This window comes from Paenibacillus sp. FSL P4-0127 (assembly GCF_038007325.1).
GTDB classification, from domain to species: Bacteria; Bacillota; Bacilli; order Paenibacillales; family Paenibacillaceae; genus Fontibacillus; species Fontibacillus macerans.
The window spans coordinates 5,627,873-5,645,983 of sequence record NZ_JBBOWY010000001.1 but is presented as its reverse complement, the minus strand read 5'-3'; the positions used below and the strand labels follow the sequence as shown (position 1 = coordinate 5,645,983).

Genomic DNA, 18,111 nt, shown 5'->3' with positions numbered 1-18,111 from the left:
GGTCAAATACAGCGTTAAAAGGAGTCCGTAATGTACCCGCCAAGATCGGAAAAACGTAAGCAACGAAAACAAGAAAAACAACACCGGCAAAACCGCTTGTGGGTGTTGATCAATTTGACTCTCATCTCGTTGATCATCGTGCTCGGGACTTATTTCTATTTGGAAGAACGCACGCGGCAGGACAGTGCCGGGAACGGCGCGGAACAAACGGGCGGCGATCCGAACATCGCTCTGGGAAATCAGGGAGATCATGAAAGCCCGAATGTCTCTCCGGCACAGGAGGGAACCGGTGAAGATTCCGCTAAGGCGGAGAACGGTTCTTCGCCCGGGAACGGGAACGCCGGGGCAGGAGACGCTGCTGCGGATGACGGAGCACCTTTGAACCCGGACGAATCCAGCTTGGAAGAGACACCAAATACCGACGGCGACAAGACGGAGAGCGGAGAGGAACTGCTGATCCATTTTGCGGGCGATACGATTTTTTCGGGCAAGGTGGAGGAAAAGCTCGAGCAAGCCGGCTATGATTATCCTTATAAGTTTGTTCAGGATTTGTTTCAAAACGACGATCTCAGCGTGCTGAACCTGGAAACGCCGGTCACGGCGGGCGGCGAAGCGGCCGAAAACAAAACGTTTGTGTTCAAATCGCCGCCCAAAGCGCTGGGCCCGATGGCCGCTGCCGGCGTCGACGCGGTGAACCTGGCCAACAACCATGTATTGGACCAAGGGGTGCCCGGTCTCAAAGATACGTTAAAGAATTTGCGGAAGAACGGAATTTTATATGTGGGTGCGGGCGAAAACAGCAAGGAAGCGTACGCGCCGGTTTACGTCGAACGCAAAGGCGTGAAAATCGCTTTGTTCGGCTTCAGCCGCGTCATCCCGGAGTATGAGTGGACCGCTTTGAAGAAGCACCCGGGCGTGGCGGCCGTATATGATCCCGAACCGGCGCTTGCGGCGATCCGCGAGGCGCGCAAACAGGCCGATCTGGTGCTGGTGGTGGCTCATTGGGGCAAGGAGCGTGTGACCGAACTCGAAGACCATCAGCAGGAATTGGCCCACGCGTTTATCGACGCCGGAGCCGATTTGGTGGTCGGCGGCCATCCGCATGTGATGCAAGGTTTGGAGAAATACAAGGGGAAATGGATTGCCTACAGTACGGGCAACTTTATTTTTACGAGAGCGCTGGATCAGAAAACTTGGGATACCGCCGTATTTGCGGCAAAATGCACGCGTGAAGGGGACTGCAGGCTGCAGCTTGTCCCGTACCGCACGGAGCTGGGGCAGCCGGTGCCGATGACGGCGGAGGACGGGAAGAAGCTGCTGGAAGAAGTGGAGAGCTTATCGCCCGGCGTAACCATCAATGAGAAGGGCGAGGCGTCCGCCTCGGGGTGATCGGTGCGGCGAGCAAATGAATGGAACATGAGTGCGAACGTCTATGGCTGCAGGGAGGCGATAAGCTTGCGTAATCAATGTGTAGCCCATCGGGGATTTTCCGGCATTGCGCCGGAAAATACGATGGCCGCGGTCAAGCTGGCGATGGAGCAGCCCGAAGTCCACTGGATCGAGGTCGACGTTCAGCTCTCCAAAGACGGCGTTCCGCTGCTGATTCATGATTTTACGCTCAACCGGACGACGAGCGGAAGCGGTCCGGTCAAGGACAAAACCTGGGCCGAGCTGCAGGAGCTCGATGCCGGCAGCTGGAAATCGCAAGCTTACGCGGGCGAGCGATTGCTCAGTCTAAGCGAGTTCCTGGACGCGATCGCCGGCCGCCTGCGGGCCAATATCGAAATCAAAACGGAAGGAAATCTCTACCCCGGCCTGGAGGAAAAAGTGATTTCCGCCGTCAAGCGGCGGCATATGGAGCAGGAGGTTGTGCTTACCTCCTTCGAACCTCGCGTGCTGGCGAAAATCAGAGAAATCGGCCGCGGCATCCGCACCGGTCTGATCATCGACCATTATCCGAAAGACCTGCTGCTTCGGCTGCAGCTTCTGCGCTGCAGTTTCCTGTCCATCCATTACCGCGCCTTAACGGCGGAGCTTGCGGACAAGGCGTCAAAGCGCGGGATCGAGGTGATGGCCTGGACGATGGACGAAGTGCGGCTGCTGCGGAAGGTTGCGGCGCTTCACCCCGGTATCCTGCTGTGTACGAACCGTCCGGATGTTTGGCGTACGGCTATTTTAAATTGGAGGAAATGCCATGATGAACAAATTGATCGCTAACGTATTTTGCGTCGGCCGGAATTACCGGGCGCACGCGGAGGAACTGGGCAACGACGTCCCGGCCGAGCCGATGATTTTCCTGAAGCCGTCCCACGCCGTAACCGTGATGGACGGGAGCGGAATCGCGCTGCCGGCGGACCGGGGAGAAGTGCATTACGAAGCTGAACTCGTACTGCGGATCGGCCGCGGCTATGAGCCGGGCATAACGGTCGACGAACTGGTGGACGTGATGGCGTTCGGCATCGATTTTACGCTGCGGGACGTGCAAAGCGAGCTTAAGAAGAAAGGCCACCCCTGGACGGCGGCGAAAGGCTTCCTCCATTCCGCGCCGCTCACGCCCTACATCGCCTTCCCCGGAGCCGCCGAAACCGCGCAGGAAGACTTCGTGCTGCGCAAAAACGGGGAAATCGTGCAGCGCGGCAACATCAGCCGGATGATTTTTTCTTTGCAGCAGATCGTGGATTACATCGCCGAACATTACGGGCTGGGCGAAGGGGACCTTATTTTTACGGGAACGCCCGAAGGAGTGGGGCCTGCCTGTCAGGGGGACAAGCTGGAACTGGCGTACGGTTTGCGGACGCTCGGCAGCTGCGTGGTTGAAACCGGCCCGTCGGCAACATGATGATGGATTGGATCGTAGGGGCGCTATGCGCCCTGCTTGTGTCTGGGGCGGCTTACCTGAAACGTTCGTTGTCCCTGTCGGGGATGGTTGCGGCTGCGGTGATGGGGACGGTGTATTACGGCGCGGGCAGCCTGTTTTGGTTTGGCCTGCTGTTGCTGTTTTTCATCAGCTCGTCCGTGCTGTCTCATTATCGCGGCGACCGCAAGGAGGAACTGGAGCGCTCCTACGCCAAAAGCGGGCGCCGGGACGCCGGGCAGGTGCTGGCGAACGGCGGGCTCGGCATGCTGGCTTGCCTGGGCAGCTGGATTTGGCCGGACCCGGGCTGGGGCTGGTTTTTTGTCGGCACGATGGCCGCGGTCACCGCGGACACCTGGGCGACCGAACTGGGCGGCCTTAGCCGGACGGCGCCGCGCTCCATTGTGACCGGACGGCGAATCCCTCCGGGAACGTCGGGCGGCGTGACCTTGCTCGGCAGCGCTGCGGCGCTGGCCGGGGCCGTCGTCATCGGCGGGGCGGCCTGGCTGCTGCTTGCCTGGACGGGGGATGCGGCGGGCGGCGAGCCCGCTGGCACTGGCACTGGTACCGGCGCATTTGGGCTTGTGCGCTGGGCGCTGATCGGCGGCCTGTCCGGCTTGTTCGGCGCGTTTGCCGACTCCTGGCTTGGGGCGACGGTGCAGTGGATGCACCGCTGCAGCGTTTGCGGCAAAGAGGTGGAGGTCGCTTCCCACTGCGGCCGGGAGACCGTGCCGGTGCGCGGCTTCCGCTGGATGAACAACGATGCGGTGAATCTGCTCAGTTCCCTGGCCGCCGGCGGGCTGGCCCTAGGAATCGGGATGATACTATAAATTGCGTGTTCAAAAAAGTCGGCTTTTCAGCATCGAAGCGTATGCTTTCGATGTGCGTTTTTTCTAAACGCTGTAGGTCGGATGAAGCTAGGGACGAAAGGAGCGGAGCGTACGTTTTGGGTACGTGAGCACCTGAAATGTTTCCGAAGGAAACATGCTTCGAAAGCATAAGCTTGGCCCGGCTGAATTCAAGATTCGATGCCGAATACGCTCCATGGTCTTGCTTCGTGATCAAAAGCTGACTTTTTGAACGACATCTAAATATAAAGTAGGGATCAGGCATGAATATACTAACCGTCGAACATATGACGAAAACCTATGGAGAAAAAGTGCTGTTTCAGGACGTCTCCTTCGGCATGGAGGAAAACGACAAAATCGGCGTCATCGGCGTCAACGGTACGGGCAAATCGACGTTTCTGCGGGTGATTGCCGGGCTGGAAGCGGCCGATGACGGACGTATTGCCATAAACCGGGATGTACGGGTGAATTTCCTCGCGCAAAACCCGCAATACGATCCGGAAATTTCTGTCCTGCGCGGGGTGTTTCAAGGCGGGGGGCCCGAGCTGCAGGTGGTGTCCGCTTATATGGAAGCCGAGGAAGCGCTGGAGCAAAGCCCGGAGGATGCCGCCCGGCAGGCGGAGCTTACGCGGCTGGCCCAGGAGATGGACCGGCTGCAGGCCTGGACGCTGGTCAGCGACGCCAAAAGCGTGTTGTCCAAGCTGGGGATCGGCGATTTTGGCCAAAAGATGGGCAGCTTGTCCGGCGGGCAGCGGAAACGGGTGGCGCTTGCCTCCGCGCTGATCGTCCCGTCCGAGCTGCTCATTATGGACGAACCGACGAACCATATCGACAACGATTCCGTGGCCTGGCTGGAAACTTATTTGCAGAAACGGCGCGGGGCGCTGCTGCTCATTACCCATGACCGCTATTTTCTCGACCGGGTCTGCAACGTCATGCTGGAGCTCGATCACGGGCGCCTGTTCCGCTACGAGGCGAATTACAGCCGGTTCTTGGAGCTGAAAAGCGAACGCGAGGAACGGGAAGCCGCATCCGAGCAGAAGCGGCAAAATTTGCTGCGCACCGAGCTGGCCTGGATTCGGCGGGGGGCGAAGGCCCGCTCGACGAAGCAAAAGGCGCGGATCGAACGGTTTGAGCAACTGCAGGCGGCGAAAACCGAATACAAAAGCGATGCGCTTGATATTTCGGTCGCCTCTACGCGCCTCGGGCGCAAAATCGTGGAGATTCACGGGATCCGCAAATCGGCGGGGGAACGGCTGCTGATCGGCGATTTGACCTATACGGCGGTGCCCGGAGACCGCGTCGGCATCGTTGGTCCCAACGGCAGCGGCAAATCGACGCTCCTGAACATGATCGCCGGGCGGACCGAGCCGGATCAGGGAGAGATCGTGATCGGCCAAACGGTCAAGCTGGGGTATTTCACCCAGGAGCACCAGGAGATGGACGGTAAACAGCGGGTGATCGAATATATCAAGGAAGCTGCGGAGGTCGTCGCCACCGCCGACGGGACACGGATTACCGCGGCGCAGATGCTCGAGCGTTTTTTGTTTCCGCCGGACATGCAGTGGACGCCGATATCCAAGCTGTCGGGCGGCGAGAAGCGGCGTTTGTATTTGCTGCGCGTGCTGATGGGTGCGCCGAACGTGCTGCTCCTCGACGAGCCCACAAACGATCTCGATATTCAGACCCTGACCGTGCTGGAGGCGTATTTGGACGAGTTCCCGGGCGCCGTATTCGTCGTCTCCCATGACCGCTATTTCCTGGACCGGACCGTCGATAAAATCATGGCGTTCGAAGGCGGCGGCGTGGTGGCCGTGCATGTCGGGGACTACAGCGACTATGAGGAGCGGCTGCGGGCAAGCGGCGGCGGATTAAGCAAGACCGCAGCCGGCGGCGGAGCGGGCAAGCCGGGATCCGGTGCCGGAGAGGGCAAGCCGGCGGCCGGCGGGGCGAAAGCTTCCGCAGGAAGCGGTTCGTCCGGTCCATCGGGATCGGGAACCGGCTATTCGGACGCGGCAGCGGGAGCAGACGCCTCGAACAACCGCGGCGCTTCCCGCGGCGACAAGCTGAAATTCAGCTATAATGAACAGCGGGAATTTGAAACGATCGAGGCGACGATCGAGGCGGCCGAGCAGCGCCTGGCGGATATTGCCGGGGAAATGGAAGCGGCGGCGAGCGACGCTGCCCGGCTGCAGGAGCTGATGAAGCAGCAGGAGGAAGCTGAAGCGGAGCTGGAACGCCTTATGGAGCGCTGGACGTATTTGAACGAACTGGCCGAAAAAATCGCAGCCCAGCGCAATTCATAAAGCGGATGGCTTCACGTCAGGTTGCGGAATGCACACAGCTTAGGATAACGCTAAAAATGCGCTATTCCAGGACTTGAGCGCCCAAAAGATTGATTCACCTTAAAAATCGGCGTTTGGGCGCTTGATGGCATGACCATGACCCCGTTACCAATATCAATTCCAATACCATTGGGTTAACTAACCATCATCCTTCAAAAATAGCGGCACTTTATGTACTTATTATCCGGATAAGATCATGCCCATCCCCATTAGCGGCATTTTTTGTCCTTATTATCCTATGAATGGTGCAGATCGCGGGCATTTCCTGGCGATTCGAGAATATAGCGACATAAATTTACGCTATTTCTCTATCAATGGGGGATATCGCTGAAATAACGTCATTTTTTGCCCTTTTGTTTTTCGCCGGAGTTTCTCACATCTACATCCGATGGACCCGAATGATGGTCACTTTGCAAAAGTTGGCCTCATCCGGGCCTTTTTTTTGAGATTCACGCCAAAATTGAGGGGCATGTCACAAAACGGCATTTTCGGGTTGTTATATAGGTGTAAACAGCAAAGGAGGTGAGCTTTTTGCAACCAGTCATCCCCGGGGAAACGACGGATCGGAACCTAAAAATCGAAGCGCTGATTGAGCGCGTGAAAGCTGGCGATAAAGAGGCTTACGCTCCCATTATTCAACGGTTTGAACGGCAAATGTATACGTATTGTTATTACATTTTGCGCAATCACGAGGAAACAAAGGACGCGGTTCAGGAGATTTTTATCAGGGCCTATATGAATCTTCATCAGTACAGCAATCAAGTTTCGTTTTCCGCCTGGCTGTACAAGGTAGCCTACCATCATTTGATCAATATGAAGAAGAAGCAGGCCCGATTGTTGAAATTGATCGACCGCTGCCAGGAACAGCATCCGGTGCCGGAGATCTCTCCGCATCAGTCGGCGGTAGAGGAACTATTAACGTATCTGACGGCGGAGGAACGCCATATCCTGCTGCTCAAGTCGGTAGAACAATACCGTTTTGAGGAGATTGGCGAAGTGATGGGAATCAAGCCGGCGACTTTGCGCAAAAAGTATGAGCGAATACGCAAAAAGCTGATGGAAAAAGCCACTGAAAAAGGAGTGTTGGCCCATGGGACGTTTGCCGGATCGAACGGAGTCCGCTGAAATGGAGGCGATCGAACGAATGATTCGTCATTCGGCGATGCCGAAAACAAGCATGAGCGGTGAAATTATCGACAAAATTGGAGAGATGAATATGAGCAGAACGAGAAAACACGCTGCAAACAATAGGAAAGTATGGAAACGGACCGTAGTTGCCGCTTCGGCCGCCGCTATTCTCGGGGGAGGGATCATCGGCTCGGGATTCGTGTCCCCGGCGATGGCCGAGGCTTTAAAGCAAGTTCCGGTGTTCAGTACGCTTTTTAAGGGGACTACTGAAGAGTCCGTGAAGACTGCAATGGATCAGGGAATCGTCAAAGCCCCGAACCTGAGCGTAACGCATGACGGGGTGACGCTGAAACTGAGCGATCTATTGTATGACGGGACAAGACTGTCCTTTATGCTGGACCGGGAAGGCGTGGATCTTGAGGGGACAGCTTCCCCATACCCTAGAACAGAGGGAGTTATTGTGTATGGTGATGCGCCTAAGGTTGTTCCTGAGGAAGAGCAGGAGAAGGGCTACGTAAGTAATGTAGATGTTCTTATTAATGGTGAACCGGCACGATTTGGCGGGTTTGGGGATACTGGGAAACGTGAAAATGCGTACGAAGTCGAGATGTCGGTGGGCGAGAACCCGGAAGTGCACTGGGGCGACGAATTTGAATTGACGATTCGAGCCGAAGTAACGCGGATCGACGAGCCGTTTGAATTTAAAGTTCCGGTCAAAATCACGGACAATGCCATCTTACTGCAGCCAAATGCCACCAAAACCTACGAGGATTTCAGTTACACGGTAAAGCAGCTTAAGCTTACGCCTGTAACCACCCGACTGGTCATCGACAGCACCGGGAAGGTGCCGAGGTCCGCGGAGCAAACCGGCGATTATATCGCCAGCATGATGTATTACGATATTGTCGACGATCAGGGCAACCTGCTGGACCAGAATAAGTTCGGATATTTCCACAGCGAGCCCGAAACCGAATACCATGTTGACGAGCTGTACAGCCCGTTTAACGGGACGCCGAAGTCGATCACCATCAAACCGTTTACCCTCACGGTGAATAAAAACGACTGGAGCGTTGTCGGACAGGGCAAAGACAGCAACGGAACTTACAGCCGTGGCGACAAAACTTACATCAAAGAACTCGAAGTAACGATTCCGGTTGAGAAATAAGTGACGAACGGGGCGGTTCTCGGGGCGAAAGCTCGGAGAATCGCCCCTTTGACTCACTACTGCAGGTGGAGGCGCAGTTTTCCTTTTTATGATATCATGGGGCTAAAGATTGAATGTTCGGAGCCCATCTTGAATCAGGAGAGTGAGAGAACGTGGAATTTTACGGCGGCGATCAGCGGCCTTTTTTGAATTCGATGGATGAAGAGGCAGCCAAGCTTAAATTCAAGGAAAAAGAACAGCGGCTTCTAAATGAGGGGGTGCGGGGAGTTTTTCGTGAGGCGGCGAATTTGTTGATCACTATGGGGATTCTCGCGCTGATTTTCGCCCTGTTCATCGCCTTTAGGTGAGGAACTTTAAAAACGGAAGCTCCGGAGAGGTAAATGGGGATTAGTCCCTATTAATCTCTCTTTTTTTCGGATAAACGGGGAAATGGGCGATTTCAGCGGGGAGCCTTTATTTATGATTGCTGATATAATATTGTGCGGACCATTTAAAACGATCCATAAGCTGTAACTGATAGAACTCTTCGCGCTGAAGAGTCTTTTATTTTTTCTCTTTAAATATTTTTGACGAAAAAGAAGTGATTACGTGGTTAACGCAGCCATCCGCGCCAAAACGCACCGTTTTTTGCACAAACATTTCTCCGCCGAATCGATGGATTACCGGCAGATTATCGCCTTGATCATTCCGATCCTGATCGACCAGGCGTTTATCGTCGGACTCAATCTGGTCAACACGGCGATGATCAGTTCCTCCGGCGTCGCCGCGGTCAGCGCCGTCAATATGGTCGATTCGCTGAACATTTTTTTGATCAACGTTTTTGTCGGCGTCGCGACCGGGGGCACCGTCGTGGTGGCGCAGTACAAAGGAAACCGGAACGATCAAATGGTGTCCAAATCGGCGGCCGGCTCGGTCTCCTCGGTATTTTTGCTGGCGCTGGCGATCAGCTTGCTGATTATTTTGCTTCATAATCCGACCTTGAACCTGCTGTTCGGTTCCGCGGAGGCCGACGTGTTCAGCAACGCCAAAACATACTTGATCGGCAGCAGCGTTTCCTTTTGCGGGATTGCGATCGTCGAGGCGGTGTGCGGGGTGCTGCGGGGCATAGGGAGGTCGCGGGCATCGCTTTTTCTGTCGCTGATCATGAACTTATCTTACGTCCTGCTGAACTTCGTGTTCATTAATCTGGCCGACATGGGCGTGTTCGGGATGACCATAGCCGTCAATGTTTCGCGGTATTTGGCCGCCGCCTGCGCGATTTATTATTTGGTCAGGGTGGACGCTGCTCTGCACATTCGGATCCGGGACATGTTGATGGCCAACTGGGGGATGCTGAAAAAAATCATGTCCATCGGCCTGCCGTTTGCCGCAGAGCAGATGTTTTTTAACGGCGGGAAGATCCTGACGCAAATTTTTATCGTCAGCCTGGGAACTTACGCGATCGCAGCCAATGCGATTAGCTCGTCGCTGGCGGGCGTGGTGCAAATTCCGGCCAACGCCTTGTCGATCGCCATCGTCACCGTGGTGGGGCAGTGCATCGGGCGGGGAGACGTTGGGGACGCCAAAAAATTGACGCGCTCCTTCATCTGGCTGTCGTCGGCCACGTTCATCGTCATGGGGCTAATCATCCTGCCGCTGTTTCACCCGCTGGTGTCGCTGTTTCATCCGCCCGCGGAAATCGTGGGCGAAATCTTTGCGATTATCCTGATCAACACGATCATGCAAATTCCGTTGTGGTCGATCAGCTTTATTACCCCATCAGCCTTGCGGGCGGCGGGCGATGCCAAATATACTTCGGTCGTGTCGATGCTGTCCATGTGGCTGTTCCGCGTCGTGCTTGGCTACATTTTGGGCGTCGTCCTGCCGTTTGGCGTCATCGGCGTATGGCTGGCCATGAATATTGAATGGGGAATCCGGGGAGCCATCTTCCTGCGCCGGTTCTACGGGACAAAATGGTATCGGCATCGGCTGGTTGAGGCGGAGCCGGCGAAAATTTGATATTTCCTAGTTTCTATGCTATTCTTTCTCATATCTTAGTTGAACGGAGGGTTACGTGTGATAGATTTTTCCCGATAAGAAAAACGTGCGCTTACACGGTTTTCTTGACATTCTGCCTGTAGCGGAGTAATCGGGATTGGTCTGCCCATGCGGTAACCTGTCATTTGATATGCATCTGGAAAAGAAGCTTTCCCCAGCGAATCGCGGGGAGGTTTATTTTCCGCACCCGATTACGGCTTGCACAGGCAGAGAACTGCCTGTGTTTTTTGTTGTCCAAAATGTGGATTTTTACGGAAAGGAGCATCACGTGTGATAAACGACAGACTGAACCGCCGCGAATTGAACAATTAAATAACGTTCAAGCGCTCTGCCTGCGAGGCGGAGCAACGGGTTCAGTCTGCCTTTTTTCTGCATACAATCGTAACGGTTTGAAGGGAAGGTGGGGCATCTGCCTTCTTTTTTGCGTGCTTAAATGATCTTTTCCCGGCTGGGGAGGGATTGTTTTCGCTGCACATTCGGGCTTCTTTACGTGCTGACTCCCTTTGCTCCGGCCGCAGGCTGGGAAGCTGCGACGTTTTGCGAAGGGATGAGCGCAAGTGAGCCGAAAAATTAAAAAACCTAACCAAACCCGATTAAAACGAGGAGAACCTCCCAATGACTTGGCACAGCATTTGTTGCATAACCGGAAGCTCATTCGGGAGATCGTCGCCATGGCCGGTATTTCGGAAGGGGATACGGTGCTGGAGCTGGGGGCCGGCCAAGGGGCATTAACGGCCGAGTTATGCCAAAAAGCACAAAAGGTAGTGGCTGTCGAATACGACCCGGCCTTCGTCGAGATTCTGAAGCGGAAAACCGGACACTACGCGAACATAAAGGTAATTCACCAGGATATCCTGAATATCCGTTTTCCGAAGGAAGCTTTCCTCGTCGTGTCCAATATCCCTTACTCCATCACGACCCCGATTCTAAAAAAATTATTGAGCCAGCCGGCAACGCCTCTGCAAAGGGCTGTCCTGGTCATGGAGAAGGGGGCCGCCAGGAGATTTACGGGAAGACAGGTGAAAGACCCGTACGTATTGGCGTGGAAAATGTGGTTCGATTTCAAATTTATTCAGATCATCTCCAGGGACAATTTCGCTCCCCCGCCAAGCGTCGATTCGGCGCTGGTGCGGATCGATCGGAAACGCGAACCGCTTGTACCTTATCATGAACGCAGCGTTTTTCTGGGGCTTGCGGAAGCTGCGCTAAAATCTCCGTATGCTTCATTTGATGCCGTTTTAAGCGCCTTTTTCACCAAACCGCAATTAACGGTTTTGAGGAGAACATTAGGCATCGATGGCACGCGGACAGCGGTCGGAACCTTAACCGAAGCGCAATGGGCGACGGTCCACCACGCCTTGATCCGCTACGTCCCCCGCCACCGCTGGCCGAAACCGCGAAAATGATGGCCTAAGCGGAAGAAGCCTTAGTTGACTTTATGCCAACTGAGGCTTCTTTGTCTTGTGATATAGTTAATCGATTGCTCCCAGCTTCCATTGGCCGCTTTTGTCCTTGACTAACCAATAATCTTCAGAACGTTCAAAGACTTCACTTTCCATTCTGGCTTTTGTTTTGACTCTAACAATTAATCTATCATGGTCCTTTGTAATACCTTCTAAAGACTCAAAACTATAATCTCTATCAAAAAAATATTCACTTATACCTTCGGAGTCCTCTCGGTAATATATTCTCCGAAGTGCCTGTTCATCCTTATTGGCCAAGGCTTCCAAAGTGGTTTTCATAAGGGACTTAATTTCTTCCGTGTACAACGGATCGTCCAAGGCGTCGAAGTCTACAAAAACACCGGTTTGAAAAGAGTCGTCATTTTCTACTTGCTGATTTTGAGAAGCGTTAGCCCCAATGAATTGAGTTTCGTTTTGCTCCTGAAGATGATCCTTATTGCTCTCATTTGAACACGATGTTAGTATCCCTAGTGTAACAATTACTGTTACAGAATATATAATCAATTTGTTCATGGATTTTTCCCCCATATTTTGCTTTTTATCTATATTGACGTTTGTAAGATGGAAAATGTCTCCTTGTTTTTTGCGAAATAGAAAGTAAAAAGTGTGTTTGTCAGGAATATGAGTAAATTAATCCGCTTTCATAAATAAATCTATCATTTCCACAACGATACTTTGAACCGCGTCTTCTTGTGGCATTTTCATATACATGCTAAGTTTGTAGATGTCATTCTTATAATATTCAATTAGTTTATACATCGCGGTCTGATCATGATTTCTTGCCAATTGCAACAGGTTCAGGAACTCATCTTCTGACATAGGTACTTCAAGGTTTTTCTTTTCCATTGATTTACCCCCTGTTGGCTTATATTCAATTCTTTAGCAACTTGAACTTCGGTTTTTTCGTTTATATAAATCTCGAAAATAATTTTCCTTCCGATGTCTGTAGGGATTGAGTTGATTAGATACTCTACATATAACTTACGATCCACTTCGTTTTGAAAGTTGGCTGCTCGGCTAACGTTTTCCGACTTTAAAGGTAATTCATGTTTAGAGGTTACTCTTGCCTTGTATTGAATCTTCCAAGCAATTCGTTTTAGTTCTCCTCTAACATAGTAATCCATAATCGTTTCTTTCTTCACACTAATCACCCCATATTTTAGAATTTTCTATAATATATGGCGATTCATAACTACATTTAACAAGTGAAAAGAATGGGCGTTTGAGACAGTTCAATAAAATATAACAAAATGTTCTTAAATTAGATATTGTATTTTCATCTCTCAAATTACCATATTTAAAAAAAGTATGAAGGAGAGAGTTTTATGGATTATGAGGAATTTGCTTCATTCGTCACAAATGTTGGTTTTCCGGTCGCCATGTGTTTTATTTTGTTGAGGTATGTGCTTCAAACGATTGGAAAAAAGCTGGACAAGCTAGATTCATCACTTAATGAATTGTCTGATGCTATTAAATGTATTAAGCAGAAAGAATGAATCTCTATTAATAGTACAAAAAGCAACAAAGCCTTAGTTGGCTCTTATGCCAACAAGGCTTTGTTGTTAGAAATATCGATATGTTCATGTTGTTGACATGCCGAATATTATGGTTATTTTAATAAGGGAAGCAAGCTAAATTAAACCCACAACTTCCAAGACCGTTCTTGCCCTTGACTAAGCAATAATCTTCATTACGTTCAATGACTTCATTTTCAATTCTGGCTTTTGTTTTGACTTGAACAATTTAATCTATTATGGTCTTTCGTAATACCTTCCATAGACTCGAAATAATAATCTCTTTCTAAATAATCTTCAAGAATTGTTTCGGATGGCTTGGTGTAATATATACTTCGAAACGCCTGCTCGTCCTTATTGACCAAGGCTTCCAAGGTGGTTTTCATAAGGGACCTAATTCCCCAGTATACAATGGATCGCCCAAGGCATCAAAGTCTACAAAAATGCCAGTTTTAAACGAGTCGTTATTTTCTGCTTACTGATTTTGAGAAGTGTTTGTATCAATGGTTTGAGTTTCGCTTGCTTCTGAACATGATCCTTATTGCGACATGATGTTAGTATTCCTAGAATAACAATTCCAGTTGCAGTATAGATAACAAACCTCCTCATAAGTTAACCCCCATCCCGCAATCCTAATCAATCGCTCCAAGTACCCAGTGCCCTTCTTTATTTTTAATAAAGTAAAAAAATCCGTTAGGTGTCTCCCTGATTCCATGATCATCTTTGACTTTGCCTCTGACTTCAACAACAATTCTACCCGAACGATCTTGTTCGATAGTTCCCAAATAATCATAATAATAATCTTTACCAAATAAGTACATATAAGTATCAGCGGATTGCGTATCTCTAAAAACACTCCGATACGATTCTTCATCTTTATTGGCCATTGCTTCCAGGGTAGTTTTCAGCAATGTCTTAATTTCTGCATTGAATAATGAATTGTCAATGGCATCAAAGTCTATAACAACGCCGGTTTGAAACGAGTCGTTATTTTCTGTTTGCTGATTTTGAGAAGTATTTGTATCAATGGTTTGAGTTTCGTTTTGCTCCTGAACATGATCCTTGTTTTTCCCATTTGCACATGATGTAAGTATCCCTAGAGTAACAATTCCAGTAACCGTATAGAAAATCACCTTATTCATAAATTATCCTCCATATTTTCTTTATATAATATAGACGTCTAAAATATGGAAAAGTTACCTTGTTTATATTGCAAATTTGAAAATGAGACCGCCGGCTACCAATAAGGTAAACCGGGGTCTCAATCTAGGGTATATTTTTTGTATTTATTCGTTTCTTAATGCAACCATTTGATAAACTTCTCGCTCATCACCATACACTTTTTTCTCTTTGCACTTCATTTGTGAAGAACCACTGCCATCCAAGAATATCCCATTGACGAGCGTTCCTGAGCCGACCTTTTCCTTAATTGCGGTTCTAAATTCTGCGGCAGTACATTTTACATCAGTAACAATAAGCCAAATGTTATTAGTATTGTTGTATACAAGGCCAGTTCGAAATGCATTTCCGGTTCTATTCTGCATATTTTCTTTATCAGCCTGAGAAGCCCAGGTACTGTCACTGTTTAGAGACATGCTAATACCGCCTTGCGCCCAATATCTCGTTCGTTTAATGACGTGGAGATCAGCAGCGGACTTAACGATTTGTACGGAAAATTGACTTTCCGTAGCGTCCCAAACCAATGTACCGCGAGCAACCTTAACATTTTCATATCCGCTTCCGTAATCATCTTTAGTCCCATTTACCGGTTTATCATTGTTTAAAGCAATTTGAAGTAAGTTTCCAGTATCAGGATCGAAATAACCACCATTAACACCATAGTAATTTTGACTGGGTACATTAGACGCACCAATATAATTAATCCAGATATTATTTGGGGAAGTTTTGATCGTGTGCAACTTAACTCCATTCGAAGCCGTGTAAGCAGCATATGTGTAATTTGCCATTTCAATCGCTCCTCAAATATTATTAGTGAGGGGATATTAGGGGGAATCAGCGGCTGCAGGTCATTCCCAAACCTGCAAACTCGCTGCCGTTTTCTCTCTCACCCATAAAGGTAAATTTAGGAGCGAAAATACAAGCAGTTGATATAAATTTCTAACTGAAAAATAAAAAAACAATTCTCCGGCAAAAATCCATCGAATTGTCTTTTTGTTAATTCTATTTGTTTTATGCCATTACTGAATCGCAATAATCTGCCGCAGATCGCGCGTGTCGCCGTGGAGTTTGACCTCGGCGGCGTTCAATTGCGAGGAGCCGTCGCCGTCGAGGAAGATGCCGTCCACGGCCGAGCTGGGGGCAATCGTCTCCTTGACGGCGGCGCGGAAGGCCTCCGCCGTGCAGCGGGTCGGCGTGACGATCAGCCACAGCTGCCCCGTATTGTCGTAGACGAGGCCGGAGCGGAGACGCTCCTCGTCCGGGTAGGGCAGATGTTCGGCGTCCACGGCGGCCGCCCGCCATCCGGCATCGTCCTGCAGCTTCATGCTGACGCCGCCCTGGGCGAAATAGCGGCTGCGGTTGGTGACGGTAAGCTCGGCGGCGGCGGAGACGACCTGCACCGAAAAGCGGCCGGCCGCCGCGTCCCAGACGAGCGTGCCGCGCGCGTATTTGGCGTTGAACCAGCCGGAGCCGTAGTCGCCGGCAGCGCCTTGGACCGGCCGGTCATCGTTGACCGCGATGGACAAAACGGCGTCATTGTAAAAAAATCCGCCGTTAATGCCGTACACGCGGTAATCGCCCAACGGCCGGTCCACGGCCTGCAGCTCGATATGCTCCGGCGAAGCGGACAGCGCGTGCAGCTTCACGCCGTTATCTGCGGTTGTCTCATAATAAGCGTAAGCATGGGGAAGGAGGAATCGGCTTCCCCACAAGAGCATCGCCAGGACGCCGAGGAAGATGACCGCCGCTGCAGCGGAGGCAGCGGCCCAGCGCCCGAGTCCACCGAGTGCTCCTGGCCTTTTGGGTCCGTCCGGACCGGTGAACTCGGACGATTCAGGGCCTTTGGTTCCGGACAATTCGGTTTCCTCGGGCGATCCTGGGCCTTTGGTTCCGGACATCCCAGTTTCCCCAGGCATCTCCATTCTGCCGGTCCGGACTTGTTCCACGGTTTCCTTGTGCCCTCCCGGGCCTGCGGTTCCGGCCGTTCCGGTTCCAGCGGACCGATCCTGTCCCCCGGTCCCCTCGGATCCTCCCCGGTTCTCGCTGCGCGAACGCTCTGCTTCCGGGCCATCGAGCTCCCGGCGAGGCTCGTTACTCGGCCACATACGCGGCGAGCAGGCGGGTCGTGTTGATGACGGCCTGCTTGTGCGTCCGCTCCATGGCGTGCGATGCGTGCACGCCCGGACCGATCAGCGCGGCGCGGATGTTGTGCCCGCCGCGCAGCGCCGCCGAGGCGTCCGAGCCGTAATGCGGGTAAATGTCGACCGCGTGCGGGATTCCCAAGCCTCGGGCGAGTTCGATCAGCTTGCCGGTCATGTCGTAATCGTACGGCCCGCTGGAGTCTTTGGCGCAAATCGACACATCGGTCTCTTTGCAGCTTAAATCGTCGCCCATCGCGCCCATGTCGACGGCGATCATTTCGTTAACGCCGTCCGGAATCCACGCTGCGCCGTGCCCGACTTCCTCATAGTTGGAAATGAGGAAAACCAGATCATGGCGCGGCGTCCAGCCCTCGCGCCGGCTTGATTCCAGCAGGCCGAACAGGGCGGCCACGCTCGCCTTGTCGTCGAGGTGGCGGGACTTGATGTACCCGCTGGATGTAATGACCGCGCGGGAATCGAAGGAAATAAAGTCGCCGGCGGAGATCCCCAGCTTCAGTACGTCGTCTCTATTTTCCACTAACTCGTCAATCCGCACTTCCATATTTTTCTCCTCGCGCTTGAAGTCGCGGGCATCGGTGTAAACGTGGACGGAAGGCTGCGCCGACAAGATCGTTCCCGTGTAAACCTTGCCGCTGCGGGTATGGATTTGGCAGTATTCGTTTTCGATGCTGTGCATCATAAATCCGCCGACCGAGGTGATCTTCAGCGTGCTTTTTTCGGTGATCGAACGGACCATGGCGCCCAAAGTATCGACGTGAGCGCTCAGCGCGATCCGCCGGGACGAGTCGCGGCCGGGCAGCGTCAGGATGGCGCCGCCTTTTTCGTTAAACGAACAGGGGATGCCCAGGGCCTCCGCTTCGCGCCCGATCAGCGTCATTATACCGCGCGTAAAGCCGCTCGGGCTTGGCGTATCGAGCAGCGTTTTCAGAATGTTTAAAATATAGGTCTCATTGGCTTGAATCTTCATGGGAACCTCCTCAAAAATTAGGAACTCGCTGTCGCCGGATCAATGTTCGGAAGAAGATAAATCTTCCGCGGAAGGTTCCGCCTTCCCGGCGGCCTTTTCGTTTTTGCCGGCCGCTTTTTTCCCTTTTTCGGCTTTTTCCGGTTCGGGGAAAATGTAGCCGGTCGCTTCCTGGATATGTACGAGTTTGGCCTGCAGGCCTTTCACTTCCCGCTGCAGCCGGTATCCGCGGTAGATGCCAAACGAGCCGACGATGATGCCGCCGAGCAGCGTGCAACCGAGGATCAGCAAGATCAGCGGAAGGCTGACCGCGCCGAACAATAAATTCACCTGCACCGGGTTGACGTTGATAACGGCAAACACGGCGGTGATCAAGGCGAAAATAAGCGCTAAGATCAAGGACCATTGAATTCGCATGAGGTAACACCTCCTTTAGGTCAGTATAAAATCCC

The 18,111-nt window shown here is 52.1% G+C and carries 19 protein-coding genes; 11 read left to right on the top strand and 8 right to left on the bottom strand.

What is annotated here, in order from left to right:
* Positions 1 to 30: 30 nt before the first annotated feature.
* The 10 genes from NYE74_RS25310 (at position 31) to erm (ending at position 11,783) form a co-directional block, all read left to right on the top strand.
* The gene (locus NYE74_RS25310) at positions 31 to 1,389 is read left to right on the top strand and encodes a CapA family protein (protein ID WP_036624299.1); all 1,359 of its coding nucleotides are present in this window, start codon (positions 31 to 33) and stop codon (positions 1,387 to 1,389) included.
* A gap of 66 nt (positions 1,390 to 1,455) precedes the next feature.
* A complete protein-coding gene (locus NYE74_RS25305) occupies positions 1,456 to 2,217 on the top strand; it encodes a glycerophosphodiester phosphodiesterase (RefSeq protein WP_124331607.1) in 762 nt (253 codons plus the stop codon).
* Positions 2,198 to 2,839, top strand: a complete 642-nt coding sequence (locus NYE74_RS25300; protein ID WP_124331740.1) for a fumarylacetoacetate hydrolase family protein — start codon at positions 2,198 to 2,200, stop codon at positions 2,837 to 2,839. Before NYE74_RS25305 ends, NYE74_RS25300 begins: the two co-directional genes overlap by 20 nt.
* 2 nt (positions 2,840 to 2,841) lie before the next feature.
* Positions 2,842 to 3,684, top strand: a complete 843-nt coding sequence (locus NYE74_RS25295) for a DUF92 domain-containing protein (RefSeq protein ID WP_124331739.1) — start codon at positions 2,842 to 2,844, stop codon at positions 3,682 to 3,684.
* 281 nt (positions 3,685 to 3,965) lie between these two features.
* On the top strand, positions 3,966 to 6,008 hold the full coding sequence (locus tag NYE74_RS25290; RefSeq protein ID WP_278738687.1) for an ABC-F family ATP-binding cassette domain-containing protein: 2,043 nt from the start codon (positions 3,966 to 3,968) through the stop codon (positions 6,006 to 6,008).
* 570 nt (positions 6,009 to 6,578) lie between these two features.
* The gene (locus NYE74_RS25285) at positions 6,579 to 7,172 is read left to right on the top strand and encodes an RNA polymerase sigma factor (protein ID WP_036624296.1); all 594 of its coding nucleotides are present in this window, start codon (positions 6,579 to 6,581) and stop codon (positions 7,170 to 7,172) included.
* Positions 7,138 to 8,340 (top strand): DUF4179 domain-containing protein, encoded by a 1,203-nt coding sequence (locus tag NYE74_RS25280; RefSeq protein ID WP_341005253.1) that lies wholly within the window; start codon positions 7,138 to 7,140, stop codon positions 8,338 to 8,340. The genes NYE74_RS25285 and NYE74_RS25280 overlap by 35 nt, the downstream gene beginning before the upstream one ends.
* 152 nt (positions 8,341 to 8,492) lie before the next feature.
* Entirely contained in the window at positions 8,493 to 8,687 is a 195-nt protein-coding gene (locus NYE74_RS25275) for a hypothetical protein (protein ID WP_036624293.1), read from the top strand.
* A gap of 307 nt (positions 8,688 to 8,994) precedes the next feature.
* Entirely contained in the window at positions 8,995 to 10,338 is a 1,344-nt protein-coding gene (locus NYE74_RS25270) for an MATE family efflux transporter (protein WP_082208076.1), read from the top strand.
* A gap of 596 nt (positions 10,339 to 10,934) precedes the next feature.
* Positions 10,935 to 11,783, top strand: a complete 849-nt coding sequence (gene erm, locus NYE74_RS25265; RefSeq protein WP_036624290.1) for a 23S ribosomal RNA methyltransferase Erm — start codon at positions 10,935 to 10,937, stop codon at positions 11,781 to 11,783.
* A 66-nt stretch (positions 11,784 to 11,849) separates the two neighbouring features.
* Here the strand turns inward: erm and NYE74_RS25260 are convergent, their stop codons facing one another.
* The 3 genes from NYE74_RS25260 to NYE74_RS25250 form a co-directional block, all read right to left on the bottom strand.
* Positions 11,850 to 12,353: a hypothetical protein gene (locus NYE74_RS25260; RefSeq protein ID WP_036624289.1), complete on the bottom strand. Its 504-nt coding sequence runs from the start codon at positions 12,351 to 12,353 to the stop codon at positions 11,850 to 11,852.
* Between the two features lie 117 nt (positions 12,354 to 12,470).
* A complete protein-coding gene (locus NYE74_RS25255) occupies positions 12,471 to 12,686 on the bottom strand; it encodes a helix-turn-helix domain-containing protein (RefSeq protein WP_036624288.1) in 216 nt (71 codons plus the stop codon).
* Positions 12,638 to 12,964 carry a DUF1492 domain-containing protein gene (locus NYE74_RS25250; RefSeq protein ID WP_124331738.1) on the bottom strand — a complete coding sequence of 109 codons (327 nt, stop codon included), beginning with the start codon at positions 12,962 to 12,964 and terminating at the stop codon, positions 12,638 to 12,640. Before NYE74_RS25250 ends, NYE74_RS25255 begins: the two co-directional genes overlap by 49 nt.
* 201 nt (positions 12,965 to 13,165) lie before the next feature.
* Between NYE74_RS25250 and NYE74_RS25245 the strand changes: the two genes are divergently transcribed.
* Positions 13,166 to 13,336: a hypothetical protein gene (locus NYE74_RS25245; protein ID WP_164815309.1), complete on the top strand. Its 171-nt coding sequence runs from the start codon at positions 13,166 to 13,168 to the stop codon at positions 13,334 to 13,336.
* Positions 13,337 to 13,986: 650 nt separating this feature from the next.
* Here NYE74_RS25245 and NYE74_RS25240 read toward each other — a convergent pair.
* The 5 genes from NYE74_RS25240 to NYE74_RS25220 form a co-directional block, all read right to left on the bottom strand.
* Positions 13,987 to 14,496 carry a hypothetical protein gene (locus NYE74_RS25240; RefSeq protein WP_128632583.1) on the bottom strand — a complete coding sequence of 170 codons (510 nt, stop codon included), beginning with the start codon at positions 14,494 to 14,496 and terminating at the stop codon, positions 13,987 to 13,989.
* 144 nt (positions 14,497 to 14,640) lie between these two features.
* Positions 14,641 to 15,321 carry a phosphodiester glycosidase family protein gene (locus NYE74_RS25235; RefSeq protein ID WP_341005252.1) on the bottom strand — a complete coding sequence of 227 codons (681 nt, stop codon included), beginning with the start codon at positions 15,319 to 15,321 and terminating at the stop codon, positions 14,641 to 14,643.
* Positions 15,322 to 15,552: 231 nt separating this feature from the next.
* Positions 15,553 to 16,431 carry a hypothetical protein gene (locus NYE74_RS25230; protein ID WP_341005251.1) on the bottom strand — a complete coding sequence of 293 codons (879 nt, stop codon included), beginning with the start codon at positions 16,429 to 16,431 and terminating at the stop codon, positions 15,553 to 15,555.
* 193 nt (positions 16,432 to 16,624) lie between these two features.
* Complete coding sequence (locus NYE74_RS25225; RefSeq protein WP_124331604.1) at positions 16,625 to 17,662, bottom strand: M42 family metallopeptidase; 1,038 nt, start codon at positions 17,660 to 17,662, stop codon at positions 16,625 to 16,627.
* 39 nt (positions 17,663 to 17,701) lie between these two features.
* The gene (locus tag NYE74_RS25220) at positions 17,702 to 18,076 is read right to left on the bottom strand and encodes a LapA family protein (RefSeq protein ID WP_124331603.1); all 375 of its coding nucleotides are present in this window, start codon (positions 18,074 to 18,076) and stop codon (positions 17,702 to 17,704) included.
* Between the last annotated feature and the right edge of the window lie 35 nt (positions 18,077 to 18,111).